The organism is Sagittula stellata E-37 (assembly GCF_039724765.1).
Taxonomy (GTDB): domain Bacteria; phylum Pseudomonadota; class Alphaproteobacteria; order Rhodobacterales; family Rhodobacteraceae; genus Sagittula; species Sagittula stellata.
This window is the reverse complement of sequence record NZ_CP155729.1, coordinates 40,551-56,894: the sequence shown is the minus strand read 5'-3', so window position 1 is coordinate 56,894 and position 16,344 is coordinate 40,551. Positions and strand designations below refer to the sequence as shown.

Sequence of the window (16,344 nt, the reverse complement as noted above, 5' to 3'; positions counted from 1 at the left end):
CGCTGGCGTCAGTCGCGCAGCAGCTCGTTGATCCCGGTCTTGGAACGGGTCTGCGCATCCACCCGCTTCACGATCACCGCACAATAGAGGTTGATCCCGTTCTTCGACGGCATGGACCCGGCCACGACGACGGAGTAGGGCGGCACTTCGCCATACATCACTTCGCCGGTCTCGCGGTCGACGATCTTGGTCGACTGGCCGATGAAGACGCCCATTCCAAGCACGGAGCCTTCGCGCACGATGCAGCCCTCGACGACTTCGGAGCGGGCGCCGATAAAGCAGTTGTCCTCGATGATGGTCGGCCCCGCCTGCATCGGTTCCAGCACGCCGCCGATGCCCACGCCGCCGGACAGGTGCACGCCCTTGCCGATTTGCGCGCAGGAGCCGACGGTGGCCCAGGTATCGACCATGGTGCCTTCGTCGACGTAGGCGCCCAGGTTCACGAAAGACGGCATCAGCACCACACCCGGCGCAATGTACGCCGACTTGCGGACCACGCAGTTCGGCACGGCGCGGAAGCCTGCAGCTTTCCACTGGTTGTCGCCCCAGCCCTTGAACTTGCTGTCGACCTTGTCCCACCAGCCGCCGCCCTGCGGACCGTTGTCGTGGCTTTCCATGTCCTTGATGCGGAAGCCGAGCAGCACCGCCTTCTTGGCCCACTGGTTCACATGCCAGGACATGTCCGCCTGTTTTTCGGCCACCCGCAGCCTGCCGCTGTCGAGCGCGTTCAGCGTGTCCTCGATGGCTTCGCGGGTCTCGCCGCCGGTCATGGGCGTGATATCGGCCCGGTTTTCCCAGGCGGCTTCGATGGCGGTTTCGAGCTGTGCGTTCGACATGTGTGATCTCCTCGCGGGTTTGCGCCCCTATAGCTGCGATGTGACGGGGCGGCAATCCACACAGGCAAACAGCCCAGTGCGGCGCGTCACCCCAACGGATCGGGAGAGATGTTACCGCCGCACAACAGCACGGCCACGCGTTCGTTCTCGGCAGGCACGAAGGCGCCGGACCTGAGAGCAGCCAGTGCGCAGGCGCCGGCGGGTTCGACCAGCAGCCGGTGCGCCTGCCAGAGGGCGGTCTGCGCTTCGGTGATCGCCTCGTCGCTGACCGTGACGGACAGGATGCCCTGCGCCTCCGCCAGGCCATAGCAGATCTCGCCGATCCGGCGCGCGCCGAGGGCATTTGCGGCGACGCCGGAAACCGGCACATCCGTCGGGCCACCCTCCCGGAGCGCGGCGCCCAAGGCATTGCAGGAGGCAGGCTCCACCGCGATGATGCGCTTCGCGCCCTGAAGCCAGGCCATCGCACCGGCGATCAGCCCGCCACCGCCGACGGCGATCAGCACCGTGTCGGCGCTCAGGCCCTGCGCCTCCCATTCGCGCATCAGGGTGCCTTGGCCCGCAACGGTCAGCGGCGCGTCGTAGGCGTGAACGGACATCGCGCCGGTCTGGGTGCGATAGGCCTCGGCCCGCGCCAGCGCATCGGCATATTCGCCGGGCACCACCGTCAGATCCGCGCCGGTGCGTTCGATCAGGCCGATCTTCGAGGGGCCGGCCATCTCGGGCACGAAGATGCGCGCAGCATGGCCAAGGCGTTGCGCCGCGTAGGCCACCGCCGCGCCATGGTTGCCTCCCGATGCCGCGACCACACCCGCCTTGGGGACCTCGACGGCAGAGAGGGTGTTGAACGCGCCGCGCGCCTTGAAGCTGCCGGTGTGCTGCATCTGCTCCAGCTTGACCGCGATGGGTCGCGACCAAAGCGCGCCGGTCTCGATCACGGGTGTCCTGACGACATGGCCCGCGATGCGGCTTGCGGCGGCTTCGATTTCCCTGCGCCACTCCATGGCTCACCTCGTCTGGTTCTTTCCGGGCGGACGCTATAGGTCTGGACGGAAAGGCACAACACGGACCGTCGCCGCCCTGCCAGGGGCGCCGGTATCAAGGAGAGCAAAGCGCATGACCGACGACCGACGCAGTTCGCTCCGCGATGCGGGCTCCGATATGGACGCCGCCCGCCACGTCCCGCAGACGCCGCAATCGACATCGCCCAGCTACCGGCTGGCCTTTGCCGACGAGGACTTTCTGGCGAAGGACGAACTGCGCCCCGTCCGGCTTCAGCTTGAACTGCTGAAGTACGAGATGCTGATGGACGAGCATCGGATCGACTCGACCGTGGTGCTGTTCGGCGGCGCACGCATCCCCGCCCCGTCCGAGAAGGACACGGCCCGGACGCAGACGCTGGCGGAGCTGTCGCATTTCTACGACGAGGCGCGCAGCTTTGCCCAACTGATGACGAGGAAGGCGCTGGCAACCGGCAACCGCGAGTGGGTCGTGGCCACGGGTGGCGGGCCGGGTGTGATGGAGGCCGGGAACCGAGGAGCTTCGGATGAGGGCGGCGTGTCCATCGGGCTGAACATCGTTCTGCCGTTCGAGCAGGCGCCCAACACATACGTGACGCCGGATCTCGCCTTCAATTTCCACTACTTCGCGATCCGGAAGATGCACTTCCTGATGCGCGCACGGGCGGTCTGCGTCTTTCCGGGCGGGTTCGGGACGTTGGACGAGTTGTTCGAGGCGCTGACCTTGATCCAGACCGGGCGCATGACGCCGGTGCCTTTCCTTCTGTTCGGGCGGGCCTTCTGGGAAAAGATCATCAACTGGCAGGCACTGGCCGATGCCGGAACCATCTCTGCCGAAGACCTGGACCTGTTCCGTTTTGTCGAAACGGCAGAAGAGGCGGTGGACATCATCGACGCCTGGACGCCCAAGGGCCGCCGAGGGCAAATTCCCGGTCGCTGAAACATGGGCGCGCAGGGCCGCGCCGTCGTGAGCCAGTAACACCCTTGCATGTCGTTGCGCGTAAGCCCCTTCGGCTGACGGCGTTCTACACGCTCTGCTTGGCGATGCGCCCGGCATCTGCGCTTTCGACCCACCTGGCGATGACAGCGCGGGCGGCGTCCTCGTCCAGGGTGTCGATCGCCTGACGCAGGTCGCGCAGGGCGTTGGCCACTTCGAACTCCGACAGGCACACCTCCTGCGCGCGCAGGATCTTGGGGTGCGGCGTGGTCAGCATGTCGGACGAGATCAGCAGTTCCTCGTGCAGCTTCTCGCCGCGGCGGAGCCCGGTAACCCGGATTTCGATATCGCCATCCGGAGCGTCCTCCGTCCGTACGGTGTGGCCCGCCCCCTCGATCATCTGTTCGGCGATCTTCCGGATCGGCACCGGCGCGCCCATGTCCAGCACGAAGACGTCGCCACCCCGCGCGAAGGAACCCGTCAGGAGCACCAGGCGTGCGGCCTCCGATATGGTCATGAAGTAGCGGGTGACGTTCAGGTCGGTCAGCGTGACCGGGCCACCGCGGGCGATCTGCTCTTCGAACAGGGGGATGACAGAACCGCTTGAGCCGAGCACGTTTCCGAAGCGCACCATGGCGAAGCGGGTGCGCGACGGACGCGATGCAAGATCCTGCACCGTCAGTTCCGCCAGCCGCTTGGACGCGCCCATGACGTTCGTCGGGCGTACCGCCTTGTCGCTGGAGACGAGGATAAAGCGATCCACCCCCGCCTGCCGCGCGGCGTCGGCCAGCGCCTTCGTGCCCAGGACGTTGTTTTCCAGACCTGCGATGACATTGTCCTCGACCAGCGGGAGGTGTTTGTAGGCCGCCGCGTGCAGCACCACATCGATCCGGTGGGTCAACATGGCGTTCAGCATAGCGCGCTCGTTAAGCACGGATTGCAGCAGTGGTACGACGGTCATCTCCGGCGCGAGATCGCGCAGTTCTTTGTGAATGGTGTAGAGAGCCAGCTCCGAGTGATCGACCAGCACCACGCATTCCGGGTCACAGGCCGCCAATTGACGACACAGTTCGGCGCCGATGGACCCGCCCGCACCGCTGATGAGAATGCGGCGGCCGGCGTAGGCGTCGATAACGCCCGGCAGCTCCTTTTCAAGCCGGTTGCGCCCCAGGAGTTTCTGGATGCAGACCGGCCCCGCCTCCGCCCGCAGGGCGTTTTCGCCGACCAGTGCCGCAAAGGACGGCAGGGCATGTGCCTCGCAACCGATGTTGCGAAGCTGGAGGCGGATGCGTGCCATGGCGGGCTGGCTCATGGAGGGCATGGCAAGCACGACGCGACTGACCCGTTTCTCTGCCACGAGTTTCGGGATGCTAGAGGCCGCATGGACACGCAGTCCGGCGATCACCTGGCTTTGAAGGGTCGGGTTGTCGTCGATGAAGGCAACCGGGCGGATGGCGTCATGGTGCCTGAGCGCGGCCACCAGTTGCTGACCCGTCGCGCCTGCGCCGTAAATCAGGACCCGAACGGAATCCGCGCCGTGCAGATAGACCTGGCGGATCGCGTACCGGAGTGCGATCCGCCAGCCAACGGACAGCACAAGTACAAGGAGCGTGAAGTCCACATGCGCCCCGACCGGGAGCGCCGGCAGCGTATTGGGGGCCACAGTGAAGCTAAGGAGGCCGAGACCGGCCGCGTACGCCGCCGTCCGCCCGGGGCCGCGCATCTCGAACGCATCCAGTTTCATGCGCGTCAGGCCAAGGATCCACCCGAGGATGATGCCGCTTGTCACGAGAACCAGCGCCACCGGAGCCGCGTCCATCATGGCGATCCGGCCCGGGGCGGTCAGCAGGACAGAGACCCCGAACGCGACCAGGATGACCAGCGCATCCAGGGCGACGAAGGCGGCCCGTTTCTGTGGGCGGGTCATGCCGGTAACGATCCTGAATAACATGTCCAGTTATCTCTCCCCGTGCAGAGATCCCGTCCGTGCTTCGTGTACGCATCGGGAACATCAGGACGATAAGCATGTCTCAGGTTAAGGGCGGTTTAACCTGCTCTACCTTTGGTCGTCGGAAGTGCTGCCTTTGGTGTGATTTTTACCCATTGTCGTCCCGTTCCGGGAAAGGTCTGAGATACAGCCTTTCACCTATGTGCGACCTGCTATATGCAGCGCGCCAGTCGCGCGGGGCAGGGGTCCGGCGCGACCCTGACCTTTAAGGAGGGCCAAATGGGTTACCGCATCGTCGTCGCGGGCGCCACGGGCAACGTGGGCCGCGAAATGCTGAACATCCTCGCCGAACGGGAATTCCCCGTCGATGAGATCGCCGTGCTGGCTTCGCGCCGGTCGCTCGGGACCGAAGTCAGCTTTGGCGACAAGACACTCAAGACCCAGGACCTCGCGACTTTCGACTTCACCGGTTGGGACATCGCCCTGTTCGCCGTGGGCTCCGGTCCGACGAAGGAATTCGCACCGAAGGCCGCCAAAGCGGGCTGCGTGGTGATCGACAACTCGTCGCTCTACCGCTACGACCCGGACGTGCCGCTGATCGTGCCGGAAGTGAACGCCGATGCCGTGATGGGCTATTCCAAGAAGAACATCATCGCGAACCCGAACTGTTCGACCGCACAGATGGTCGTGGCGCTGAAGCCGCTGCATGACCGTGCGAAGATCAAGCGCGTCGTGGTGTCGACCTACCAGTCGGTCTCCGGCTCGGGCAAGGAAGGCATGGACGAGCTGTGGGATCAGACCAAGGCGGTCTACAACCCGGTGTCCGAGGTGCCGCCGAAGAAGTACCCGAAGGAGATCGCCTTCAACGTGATCCCGCACATCGATGTCTTCATGGAAGACGGCTCCACCAAGGAAGAGTGGAAGATGGTCGTCGAGACGAAGAAAATCGTCGATCCGAGCATCAAGCTCACCGCGACCTGTGTGCGTGTGCCGGTGTTCGTCGGACACGCCGAGGCGATCAACATCGAGTTCGAGGAGTTCCTCGACGAGGACGAAGCGCGCGACATCCTGCGCGAGGCGCCCGGCATCATGGTGATCGACAAGCGCGAGGACGGTGGTTACGTCACGCCGAAGGAATGTGTGGGCGACTTCGCCACCTTTATCTCCCGCATCCGGCAGGATTCGACCATCGACAACGGTCTTAACCTCTGGTGCGTGTCAGACAACCTGCGGAAGGGCGCGGCGCTGAATGCCGTCCAGATCGCCGAGGTTCTGGGCCAGCGGGCGCTGAAGAAGGGCTGATACCCTTCCGAATCGGCAGACAATCGACGGCGCGCGACTGACCTGGTCGCGCGCCGTTTTCGTATGCCGCGGCCATTGGCTGGCGGGCAGGCTTAACCGATCGCAAGGCACTGCAACGTGCGGATGCGCCTGCGTCACCATTCCTGTCCAATTGTATCGAAGTTCTACGCGGACGCAGTGACGGCTAGTCTCTCCCGCGATGGTCAGGGTTCGTCTGCCGGGATATACTTCTCTGCACGCGATGAGGCACTCTGCCAGAATGGCAACCGACCGACGTGCGCCGCCGCCTCTCTCCGGAGGCCGCACCGGTCCCTCCCTTCGCGATATCGCCGATGCGGGCAACCGCGCCCCGCGTGACAAAGGGGCGCCCTGCGCCCGCCCTGTTCGCGCTGCGGCTTGCCAACCGTCTCTCTCATCTCTCTCTGACGGCGGGCCGCAGCGACTGCGTCCCACGCCAGGCGTTGCGACCGACCCGACTGAAAACCGACCCCGTTCAGCAGCATCCCGAGGTTCGGCCTGGTCAAGTTTCCGTCGTCAAATCCGCGACACTTTCCAATTTGATTTGAATGCCCTGCAAGAGGCAGCCGGTTTGCCACAATTTCGACGCATTTGCGTTTCAGCCTTTCCGGACAGGCAAGGAGCACTTCAGATGCAACACCAACCGGACGCGCAGGCCGGGTGGCAGGATGCCCAGGAATTGCAGGGACTTCCCGCTCCTCTCGACTGCGAAACGCGCGCAATGCTGCGCCTTTTTCTATCGCCGATCCTCGAACATTCAGGCAGTTGGACCGAGATTGCCGAAAGGCTGGCGTACAAGGGTTACAGCCTCACGTTCCGCGAGGGGCATCTCGTCGTTCTGAATGACCATGGCGAAGGGCTGTGCACGGGCACGGACCTCGGTATCCCCATGGCACACATTGCCGCCCGCATCGGGCGCCCCTGTGTGAAAGCGCACCGCGGCGGCCACTCCGGCGAGTTGCGGCGCGCGATGAACTGAAGGCGGGTACGCCCTCAGGTTCAGACCACTGTGAACTGGCCGCTCCTGCGGTCGATATGCATCAGCCCGCCCTCACCGATGTCGGTCCACAGGCCGTGCAATGACAGCGTGCCCTTTTCGACCGCCTCCTTCACGAAGGGGAAGGTCATCAGGTTCCTGAGCGACACCCTGACCGCCTCGTGCTCAAGCGCGCGGGGCATGTCGGGATCGTCCTTGACCGCCTCGAAGCCCGGTTTGAGGATGTCCATCCAGCGCCCGACGAAGGACGAGGTCTCTTCCAGCTCCGGCGCACGTCCCTGGCACATGTCCAGGCAGCCCTGAACGCCTCCGCAGTTCGAATGGCCCAGCACGATCACATGCGCGACCTTGAGCGCGGTGACCGCGTATTCCAGCGCGGCCGATGTGCCGTGGTGGTTGCCGTCCGGCTCATAGGTCGGGACGAGGTTGGCGATGTTGCGGTGGATGAAGAATTCACCCTGGTCGGCGCCGAAGATCGACGTGACGTGCACCCGGGAATCGCAGCAGGAGATCACCATCGCGCGGGGGCGTTGCCCCTCGTCCGCAAGACGCCTGTACCAGGCGTGGTTCTCTGCATAGGTCGTCGCTTTCCAACCGTGATACCGCGTCACCAGGTACGCAGGCAGCGGGCGCGTGAATTCCATGTCCCTCTCCGTCACATCGTCCGTTTCCCCAACGGACTAGGCAGAATTCAAGGGAAATGCGAGGGAAAACAGCTTTGGAGAATAACCTTTTGGGAACGGTCGCCGGTCATTTTGGCCTTGGCTGTGGGGGCCTAGGAATTGGGGTGAGACGTGAAACAGGTGACGTACATGTCGCCGGTGGAATATCCGGACATGGACCCGGCGCAGATCAGGACCCTTTGTGCGGATCTTGGGTTGCACCAGGCCGAGGACGTGATTTGCCGCGCGATGGAGGAACTTGCTCAAAAGCTCTGCCAGGTTCAGGATATGGCCATATCCGGACCACGCCAGGACATGCACAAGACGCTGCGGTCGTTGTCGGCCATTGCGCTGCAGATTGGGATGACGTCGCTTAGTCGGGTGGCGCACGACGTGATGACCTGTATCGAGTTCGGGGATATCGTCGCTGAGTCGGCAACCCTTGCGCGCCTGGCGCGAACCGGCGAACGGTCACTGACACAGCTTTGGGACATCAACGAGTTCTCGATCTGAGCCTGCCTCCGCCCACGTTCTGAATCTCGCTTGCAGCCCCCGCACCCGGCACTAATCTTGGCTCCCGACGACCCCTTCGACAGGAGCCCCCATGTCCCCCCGTTTTGCGACCACGACCGACGCCCTTCCGCTGCATATTGTCGAACCGGACGGCCTTGACGGCTGGACGGACGCGCAGCCGGGCCGGGCCGCGGCCTGGGTCCGTGCCAGCGGCTTCACGGGGGCGTTGGGCAGCGCACTGATGATCCCGGGCGAAGATGGCACCCCCGTCATGGCGCTTGCCGGTTACGGCACGGCGGCGCAGCGCGCCCGTCAACGCTTTCCGCTGGCCGGTGCCATCCCACAACTTGCGCCCGGCACCTACCGGATCGGGACCGGTACGCTCGACAATCCGGAAACGGAAGCTTTGGGCTGGCTGCTGTCCGCCTACCGTTTCGACCGGTACAAGACGGCCACGCCGGCCAACAGGTATCTGGTGGCGCCGGACGGTGTCGATGCCGCCCGCATCGAGACGTTGGCCGAAGCGGAATACCTGACCCGCGACCTTGTGAACACGCCGGCCTCCGATATGGGGCCAGAAGCGCTGGAACTGGCCGCCCGCGACCTTGCCGACCGTTTCTGCGCCTCCATCGACGTCACGACAGGCGATGCGCTGCTGGACCACAACTTTCCCCTGATCCACGCGGTGGGCCGGGCCAGCGCGCAGGCGCCGCGGCTGATCGACATGCGTTGGGGCGACGCAGGCCCAAAACTGACGCTGGTCGGAAAGGGGGTCTGTTTCGACACTGGCGGCCTGAACCTGAAGCCGGGCGCGTCCATGGGCCTGATGAAGAAGGACATGGGCGGTGCAGCCAACACCATCGGGCTGGCGCAGTCCATTATGGCTCTGGGTCTTGGGGTGCAGTTGCGTCTCCTGATCCCGGCGGTCGAAAACTCCGTCTCGGCGCCCAGTTTCCGACCCGGCGACGTGCTGATGTCGCGCTTGGGCAAGACGGCGGAAATCAACAATACGGATGCCGAGGGGCGATTGGTTCTGGCGGATGCACTTGCCCTCGGGGCAGAGGAACGTCCGGATCTCATGCTTTCCATGGCGACGCTGACCGGCGCCGCGCGGGTGGCCGTCGGTCCCGATCTCGCGCCGTTCTACTGCGATGACGAACCCTTCGTACAGGCCCTGACAGAAGCGGCGGCAGGCGCGGCGGACCCGGTCTGGCGGATGCCATTCCACGTCCCCTACGAGGCGATGATCGAACCGGACATCGCTGATCTGGACAACGCGCCGTCAGGCGGTTTCGCGGGCTCCATCACCGCCGCCCTCTTCCTGCGCCGCTTCACCGAAGGCGCGGCCCGTTATGCGCACTTCGACATCTACAGCTGGCAGCCGGCTGCCGCCCCCGGGCGTGCCAAGGGTGGTCTGGGTCAGGGGCCGCGCGCCATCCTCGGCGCCTTGCCGAAGGTACTGGGGCTGTGAGCGCCCCGACCGACCGTCGCCTTTTGCGCTCGAACGGACGCGTGGCGCATGTCTCGCTCAAGGGACTGGTCGAGGCCACGGCCTTCACCGAAGGCGAACTGCATGCGGTCAACAGGCCAGGCCCCGCCGACCTGCTGAATGCGCCCGGAGGGAAGCGCGAACGCCAGCTTCTGACAGGAGAGTCGTTTCGCGTCCTTGACGTCGAACGCAAAAGCCACGGCGAAACCTACAGCGAATACGCTTTCGGGTTTGCCGAGGCCGATGGATACGTCGGCTACATCTCCCGGTCCTACCTCCGCCCAGCTCAATTTCCGGTCACGCACCGGGTCTCTGCGGCGCGCGCCATCGGCATCGAAAGCCGCGACGTCAAACAACCGGGCACGCCGATCATGCTGTCTATGGGGTCCCTCGTCCGGGCTTCCGGGCATGAAGACAACTGGTTCAACACGCAGGTCTATGCGCCGCATGTCGGAGTGAACCGCTGGGTCAGGGGCACGCAGCTCGCCCTCGTCGACCAATACGAGACCGACCCGGTCGCAGTGTCGGACCGACTGATCGGCACTCCCTACCTGTGGGGCGGCAATTCCGCGTTCGGCATCGACTGTTCGGGGCTGGTGCAGATCGGGTGCCGCATGTGCAACATTCCGTGTCCCGGCGACAGCGACATGCAGGCGCGCGACCTGGGAGAGACCTTGCCGCCGGGCACCCCGCCGCAACGCGGCGACCTCATGTTCTGGAAGGGTCATGTGGCCTGGGTCGCCGATCCAGAAACGCTGCTGCACGCCAACGCGCACCACATGGCCACGGCCTACGAACCCATCGCCGTCGCCATCGCACGGATCGAGGCGGCCGGCGACGGCCCCGTCACGCGCCACGCCCGCTTGACCTGAACCGGCCAGCCCTGCTTCTTTGCTTTGGAAATACTCCGGGGGTGCGGGGGCTGGCCCCCGCTGCTCTCACAAAAAGGAACCCGCATGTCCGATCCGTTCTTTCACCCTGTCTCCGGCTTCGACCTGCCGCGTTTTGCCGGCGTACCGACCTTCATGCGCCTGCCTCACGTCGGGCCGGAGCATCCGCGATTTGCAGAGGTCGACGTCGGGATCGTCGGTGTGCCGTGGGACAGCGGAACCACCAACCGTCCCGGACCGCGTCACGGCCCGCGCCAGTTGCGCGACGCCTCCACGATGATAAGGGCGCAGCATCAGGTGACGGGCCAGCGCCCGTTCGAGACGGTGAACTGCGCCGATCTGGGGGATGTGGGCCCGAACCCCGCCGACATTAAGGACAGCATGGCGCGCATCACCGCCTTCTACGACACGCTCGTCGCGGCCGATATCCGTCCTCTGACGGCGGGCGGAGATCACCTGACCTCGCTGCCGGTCCTGCGGGCGCTTGCACGGAGCGGTCCGCTTGGCATGATCCATTTCGACAGCCACACCGACCTGTTCCACAGCTATTTCGGCGGGACAATGTACACCCATGGCACGCCCTTCCGCCGTGCCGTCGAAGAGGGTCTGCTGGACCCGAAGCGGGTGATCCAAATCGGCATCAGGGGCACGATGTACGATGCCGAGGACCGCGACTTCGCAAAGGCTGAGGGCATCCGCATCGTCGAGATCGAGGAGTTCTTTGACCGCGGGAGTCCGGACGTGATGCAGGAGGCGCGCGATATCGTGGGCGATGCGCCGACCTATGTCAGCTACGACATCGACTTCGTCGACCCGACCTTTGCCCCAGGCACCGGAACGCCCGAGGTGGGCGGTCCGAACAGTTACGAGGCGCTGCGTGTCTGCCGGGGACTCGCAGGCGTGAACATCGTCGGCGCCGATCTTGTAGAGGTCTCGCCGCCTTTCGACCAGGCCGGGGCGACGGCCTTCCTCGGCGTGTCGATCATGTTCGAGCTGCTCTGCTCCATGCTGGCACAGCCCGCCTGAACACGGCAGTGCTAAGATGGCCGCGCCGTGCTTACTCCACGGCGCGGATCAGCTTGCGTTCCAGCACGCGCAGCACGGTCTTCAGATCGTGTCCGCGCTTCAGGATCTGCCCTTCCATCCCGATCACAGCGTATTCGCCCTGCTTGCTGCGCAGCTTGGGACGCTTTTCGATGCAATAAAGCGGATGCTCTGTCGTGCGCCTGAAGACCGAAAAGATGGCCACGTCCCTCAGTGTGGATATGCCGTAGTCGCGCCATTCTCCGGCGGCGACCATGCGGCCGTACAGGGAAAGGATGATGTTCAGCTCCGCGCGCTGGAAGGCCACCACCTCGTTGGCGCCCCCAGTGCCGGGGAAAGGGGTCAAGCTGTTCATACCCAAAGAGTTGCGCCTTCGCGGCGGCAAATCAAGGGGTTTGCAACCCGTCAGGGCGCAAAGAGAAATCCGCACGTGCGGGCTGGCATCATCGGCAGCTCTGGGTCGGTCGTTTCGAGCTGCGCGCGGGCGGCTGGGGCGCCGTGCAGGCGGGTCCTCGCCCTGTTGGATGCCGGAGCCAAAGCAGCACGTGGCGCCGACCACCGTGTACCCGCAATAGGAGCTATTGGCACTGCGGCCTTGAGGGCTGTCACGCGGCCCGACAGCTTTGCCACGATCCCCACCGTCAGTCACGGGGCCGGGCCACCTTGGCCCGTACCGGGCATTGCCGACGTGCATGGGTCTCTGTTGATGCTTATGCCTGCGGTCTATTGGCCGACAAGGCATAACCGGGGGTCTGGGCGTGGCGGAGTTTCCGGGTTCGTTTCCATCCATGACCTTTCCACCCTTGTTCCGTTTGGTAGGGTGGGGCTGCGCGCCACCCTCCTTCCATGACCGGTCGGGACCGACGTTAACATACTTGACCGTTCGGTCGGTTTTGTGCATCGTTCGGCACAGGGAGGACATCGCCAATGACACCACAGGAGCGCGCGGAGCGTTCGGCGCAGGCCATGTGGGCCACTGACACCGCCAGCCAGGAGATGGGCATGCAGATCGACCGGATCTCGCCCGGCGAAGCGGTGCTGTCGATGCGGGTCAGGCCCCACCACCTGAACGGTCATCGTATCTGCCATGGCGGCTTCATCTTTGCGCTTGCCGACAGCGCCTTCGCCTTCGCCTGCAACACATACAATCAGGTGACGGTGGCGCAGGAGAACCAGATCACCTTCCTGTCCCCCGGGCGCCCCGACGAACATCTGACCGCGACGGCGCGGGAACAGGCGCGGCCGGGACGGTCGGGCGTCTACGATGTCACCGTCACCGGAGAAGACGGTCGCACGGTCGCGCTGATGCGCGGACTGTCCCGAGCCATCAAGGGCACGCTCTTCGAAGAGCCGCCGGAAACAAGCGCCACGTGCGCATCAGAGGAGATACGCAATGCGTGAAGCATGGCTTTGCCAGGGCACCCGCACCCCCATCGGCCGCTACGGCGGTGCCCTCGCTTCCGTCCGCCCGGACGACATGCTGGCCCATGTGATCCGCACCGTGGTGCCCGAAGGGCTGCCGGTGGACGAGGTCATCATGGGCTGTGCCAATCAGGCGGGCGAGGACAACCGCAACGTTGCCCGCATGGCCGCGCTTCTGGCCGGGCTGGGTGAGTCCGTGCCCGGAACCACGATCAACCGGCTTTGCGGATCGGGGCTCGACGCCGTGGCCTTCGCCGCCCGCCAGATCAAGTGCGGCGAGGCAGAGATCATCGTGGCGGGCGGGGTAGAGAGCATGTCCCGGGCGCCCTTCGTCATGCCCAAGGCCGACACGGCCTTCTCTCGTGCCAACGCGGTCTACGACACGACCATTGGCTGGCGCTTCGTCAACAAGGCGATGCAGAAACGGTTCGGCATCGATTCCATGCCCGAGACGGCCGAGAACGTGGCAGAGGATTTCAACGTCTCGCGCGAGGATCAGGACGCCTTTGCCTTCCGCTCGCAGGAGCGGGCCGCCGCCGCGATTGCCTCCGGTCGGATGGCGAAAGAGATCACCCCGGTATCGATCCCGCAGCGCAAGGGCGACCCGGTCGTGGTCGACACGGACGAGCACCCGCGCCAGACGACGATGGACAAGCTCGCCGCGCTGAAGACGCCCTTCCGCGAGGGCGGCTCGGTCACGGCGGGCAACGCGTCTGGGGTCAACGACGGCGCCTGTGCGCTGGTCATCGCCTCGCCGGAGGCCGCCGAGAAACATGGTCTTGTGCCGGTCGCCCGCATCCTCGGGGCGGCGACGGCGGGGGTCGCGCCAAGGATCATGGGGTTCGGGCCCGCCCCCGCGACCGAAAAGCTGCTTGGCCGGCTCAACATGAACATATCGGCCTTCGACGTCATCGAGCTGAACGAGGCTTTTGCCGCCCAGGCCCTTGCCGTCACGCGCCACTTCGGCCTGCCCGACGATGCGCCGCATGTGAATCCGCACGGCGGGGCAATCGCGCTGGGTCATCCGCTGGGCATGTCGGGCGCGCGGCTGGTGCTGACCGCCGCCCAATCGCTTCAGGACCGGATGGAGAAACACGCGCTCTGCACGATGTGCATTGGCGTGGGGCAGGGCATCGCCCTGGCTCTGGAAGCGATCTGATGCGGCCCGTCAACGCAACGGCAGTGCAGGAAGGATAAGACGATGGAAGACCTGTCCCCCAAGCCCGGCGACCTAGAACCGATCGAGACTGCCTCCCGCGATGAGCTGTCGGCCCTTCAACTGGACCGGCTGAAATGGTCGCTGCGCCACGCCTACGAGAACGTCCCGCACTACAAGGCGAGCTTCGACGCTGCGGGTGTGCATCCGGATGACCTGACCAACCTCGCCGACCTTGCGAAGTTTCCCTTCACGTTGAAAACCGACCTGCGCGACAACTACCCCTTCGGAATGTTCGCCGTCCCGCGCGAACAGGTGAAACGTATCCATGCGTCTTCGGGCACGACAGGGCAGCCAACTGTCGTGGGCTACACCGAAAAGGACCTCGACACATGGGCGACCGTGGTGGCTCGCAGCCTGCGCGCCTCCGGTCTCCGGGCTGGCGACATCCTGCACAATGCCTACGGCTACGGACTGTTCACGGGCGGGCTGGGCATCCACCTTGGCGCTGACAAGCTGGGCCTGACCACGGTGCCGATTTCCGGCGGCATGACACAGCGACAGGTGCGCCTGATCGAGGACTTCGGTGCCGCCGGCATCACGGTGACACCCTCATACGCCCTGTCGATCATCGACGAATACGCCGCACAGGGCCGCGATCCGCGTAAGTCGCCTTTAAAGGTCGGCATCTTCGGGGCGGAGCCCTGGACCAACGCCATGCGGCGCGAGATCGAAGACGCCTTCGACATGCACGCCGTGGACATCTATGGCCTGTCGGAGATCATGGGACCGGGCGTCGCCAACGAGTGCGTTGAGAGCAAGGACGGCCTCCATGTGTGGGAAGACCACTTCTATCCCGAGATCATCGACCCTGAGACGGGCGCGGTCCTGCCTGATGGCGAACTGGGGGAACTGGTCTTTACCTCGCTGACCAAGGAAGCGTTCCCCATCGTTCGCTACCGTACCCGGGATCTGACGCGCCTGTTGCCCGGCACGGCGCGGACGATGCGGCGGATGGAGAAGGTCACGGGCCGGTCGGACGACATGATCATCCTGCGCGGTGTCAACGTCTTCCCGACCCAGATCGAGGAGCAGTTGATGACGGTGAAAGCCCTCGCGCCGCACTTCCAGCTTGAGCTGAACCGGGTGGAGCACAAGGATCAGATGCGGGTGAAGGTCGAGTGCTTCCCCCATGCCGCCGATCAGGGCGCCGCAGCCTGCCGCGAACTGGCGCAGAAGATCAAGCAGGTGGTCGGCGTCTCGGTGCTGGTCGATCTTGCCGAACCCGGCGGCGTCGCCCGCAGCCAGGGCAAGGCGGTGCGCATCGTCGACAACCGGCCCCGGGGCTGACCGCGTGGCGAGGGGACTGGCCCGCGACCACGCCGAGAAGCGCGACGCGATCCGCAAGGGAGCGGCAGAATATTTTGCGAAGAAGGGCTTCGACCGCGCCTCCATGTCTGGCGCGGCGAAGGCATGTGGCGTGTCGAAGGCACTCCTTTACCACTACTACGACAGCAAGGAATCGATGCTGTCTGACATCCTGAAGACCCACTACGACCATGTTGTCGAACAGGCAGAGCAGGCCGCTCCGGACGGGCTGCGTGCATTGATGGCCGCTCTCCTGGAGGCGTTCGAGCATTCCGATGCCGAGCACAAGCTGCAACTGGAAACGCTGCACACGCTGCCGGACGACCTGCAACAGCCGGTGCTGTCGCATCAGCGGACCCTTGTCCGGCTGATGTCCGGCGCCTTGCAGCAGCAGCGCCCCGACCTGACCGGAGACCGCCTGCGCGCCGCGACCATGACTGTCTTCGGGATCATCAACTGGGTCTACCAGTGGCACCGTCCCGGCAAGGGATTGAGCCGGGCGGAGTTCGCCGAGCTGGCCGCCGACTTCGCGGAGGGCGGGCTCGAACGCCTCTGATCCGGTGATTTCCACCTGCGGGCGCGATTCGACGCTGTCCTGACCTGCCGCTGGCCGGAAGTTTCCGATCCGCTCCAGACGTCTTGGGGTCGAATTCAAATGCGACCTTCGGGCCGCATTATCCGACTTGCCGGCGCATCGGGAAAGGCATAGACGCATCGGCGGGACACCTCTCCCCAACGAGAGG

Annotated in this window: 16 protein-coding genes; 11 read left to right on the top strand and 5 right to left on the bottom strand. The window is 65.0% G+C overall.

Annotation, left to right across the window (positions count from 1 at the left end; all coding sequences use genetic code 11):
- Nucleotides 1-8 precede the first annotated feature (8 nt).
- Nucleotides 9-836 (bottom strand): 2,3,4,5-tetrahydropyridine-2,6-dicarboxylate N-succinyltransferase, encoded by an 828-nt coding sequence (dapD, locus tag ABFK29_RS00310; protein WP_005863584.1) that lies wholly within the window; start codon nt 834-836, stop codon nt 9-11.
- 86 nt (nt 837-922) lie between these two features.
- Nucleotides 923-1,840: a threonine/serine dehydratase gene (locus tag ABFK29_RS00305; protein WP_005863582.1), complete on the bottom strand. Its 918-nt coding sequence runs from the start codon at nt 1,838-1,840 to the stop codon at nt 923-925.
- 112 nt (nt 1,841-1,952) lie between these two features.
- On the opposite strand from ABFK29_RS00305, the gene ABFK29_RS00300 reads away from it, so the two are divergent.
- Entirely contained in the window at nt 1,953-2,795 is an 843-nt protein-coding gene (locus tag ABFK29_RS00300; RefSeq protein ID WP_005863580.1) for a TIGR00730 family Rossman fold protein, read from the top strand.
- An 85-nt stretch (nt 2,796-2,880) separates the two neighbouring features.
- Here ABFK29_RS00300 and ABFK29_RS00295 read toward each other — a convergent pair whose 3' ends face one another.
- A complete protein-coding gene (locus ABFK29_RS00295) occupies nt 2,881-4,719 on the bottom strand; it encodes a polysaccharide biosynthesis protein (protein WP_005863578.1) in 1,839 nt (612 codons plus the stop codon).
- A gap of 300 nt (nt 4,720-5,019) precedes the next feature.
- On the opposite strand from ABFK29_RS00295, the gene ABFK29_RS00290 reads away from it, so the two are divergent.
- Together ABFK29_RS00290 and ABFK29_RS00285 are read left to right on the top strand one after the other, a co-directional pair.
- Nucleotides 5,020-6,042, top strand: a complete 1,023-nt coding sequence (locus ABFK29_RS00290) for an aspartate-semialdehyde dehydrogenase (protein WP_005863576.1) — start codon at nt 5,020-5,022, stop codon at nt 6,040-6,042.
- A gap of 649 nt (nt 6,043-6,691) precedes the next feature.
- Nucleotides 6,692-7,039 carry a hypothetical protein gene (locus ABFK29_RS00285; protein ID WP_005863574.1) on the top strand — a complete coding sequence of 116 codons (348 nt, stop codon included), beginning with the start codon at nt 6,692-6,694 and terminating at the stop codon, nt 7,037-7,039.
- Between the two features lie 20 nt (nt 7,040-7,059).
- On the opposite strand, the gene ABFK29_RS00280 is transcribed toward ABFK29_RS00285, so the two are convergent.
- Nucleotides 7,060-7,701 carry a carbonic anhydrase gene (locus ABFK29_RS00280; protein ID WP_005863572.1) on the bottom strand — a complete coding sequence of 214 codons (642 nt, stop codon included), beginning with the start codon at nt 7,699-7,701 and terminating at the stop codon, nt 7,060-7,062.
- Between the two features lie 168 nt (nt 7,702-7,869).
- On the opposite strand from ABFK29_RS00280, the gene ABFK29_RS00275 reads away from it, so the two are divergent.
- From ABFK29_RS00275 to speB, 4 genes are all read left to right on the top strand, one after another.
- Complete coding sequence (locus ABFK29_RS00275) at nt 7,870-8,232, top strand: hypothetical protein (protein ID WP_040605165.1); 363 nt, start codon at nt 7,870-7,872, stop codon at nt 8,230-8,232.
- Between the two features lie 91 nt (nt 8,233-8,323).
- Complete coding sequence (locus ABFK29_RS00270; RefSeq protein WP_005863567.1) at nt 8,324-9,703, top strand: leucyl aminopeptidase family protein; 1,380 nt, start codon at nt 8,324-8,326, stop codon at nt 9,701-9,703.
- Nucleotides 9,700-10,593, top strand: coding sequence for an NlpC/P60 family protein (locus ABFK29_RS00265; RefSeq protein WP_050772493.1), 894 nt, complete (start codon nt 9,700-9,702; stop codon nt 10,591-10,593). Before ABFK29_RS00270 ends, ABFK29_RS00265 begins: the two co-directional genes overlap by 4 nt.
- Nucleotides 10,594-10,677: 84 nt before the next feature.
- Entirely contained in the window at nt 10,678-11,637 is a 960-nt protein-coding gene (gene speB, locus ABFK29_RS00260; protein ID WP_005863564.1) for an agmatinase, read from the top strand.
- A gap of 31 nt (nt 11,638-11,668) precedes the next feature.
- Here the strand turns inward: speB and ABFK29_RS00255 are convergent, their stop codons facing one another.
- Nucleotides 11,669-12,010, bottom strand: coding sequence for a DUF2794 domain-containing protein (locus ABFK29_RS00255; RefSeq protein WP_005863562.1), 342 nt, complete (start codon nt 12,008-12,010; stop codon nt 11,669-11,671).
- 572 nt (nt 12,011-12,582) lie between these two features.
- Between ABFK29_RS00255 and paaI the strand changes: the two genes are divergently transcribed.
- From paaI to ABFK29_RS00235, 4 genes are read left to right on the top strand one after another with little or no spacing between them, the layout of a single operon-like run.
- Entirely contained in the window at nt 12,583-13,056 is a 474-nt protein-coding gene (gene paaI, locus ABFK29_RS00250) for a hydroxyphenylacetyl-CoA thioesterase PaaI (RefSeq protein ID WP_005863560.1), read from the top strand.
- Complete coding sequence (gene pcaF / locus ABFK29_RS00245) at nt 13,049-14,236, top strand: 3-oxoadipyl-CoA thiolase (RefSeq protein ID WP_005863558.1); 1,188 nt, start codon at nt 13,049-13,051, stop codon at nt 14,234-14,236. The genes paaI and pcaF overlap by 8 nt, the downstream gene beginning before the upstream one ends.
- Nucleotides 14,237-14,278: 42 nt before the next feature.
- On the top strand, nt 14,279-15,583 hold the full coding sequence (gene paaK / locus ABFK29_RS00240; RefSeq protein ID WP_005863555.1) for a phenylacetate--CoA ligase PaaK: 1,305 nt from the start codon (nt 14,279-14,281) through the stop codon (nt 15,581-15,583).
- Nucleotides 15,584-15,587: 4 nt separating this feature from the next.
- Nucleotides 15,588-16,157 (top strand): TetR/AcrR family transcriptional regulator, encoded by a 570-nt coding sequence (locus ABFK29_RS00235; RefSeq protein ID WP_005863553.1) that lies wholly within the window; start codon nt 15,588-15,590, stop codon nt 16,155-16,157.
- Nucleotides 16,158-16,344: the final 187 nt, after the last annotated feature.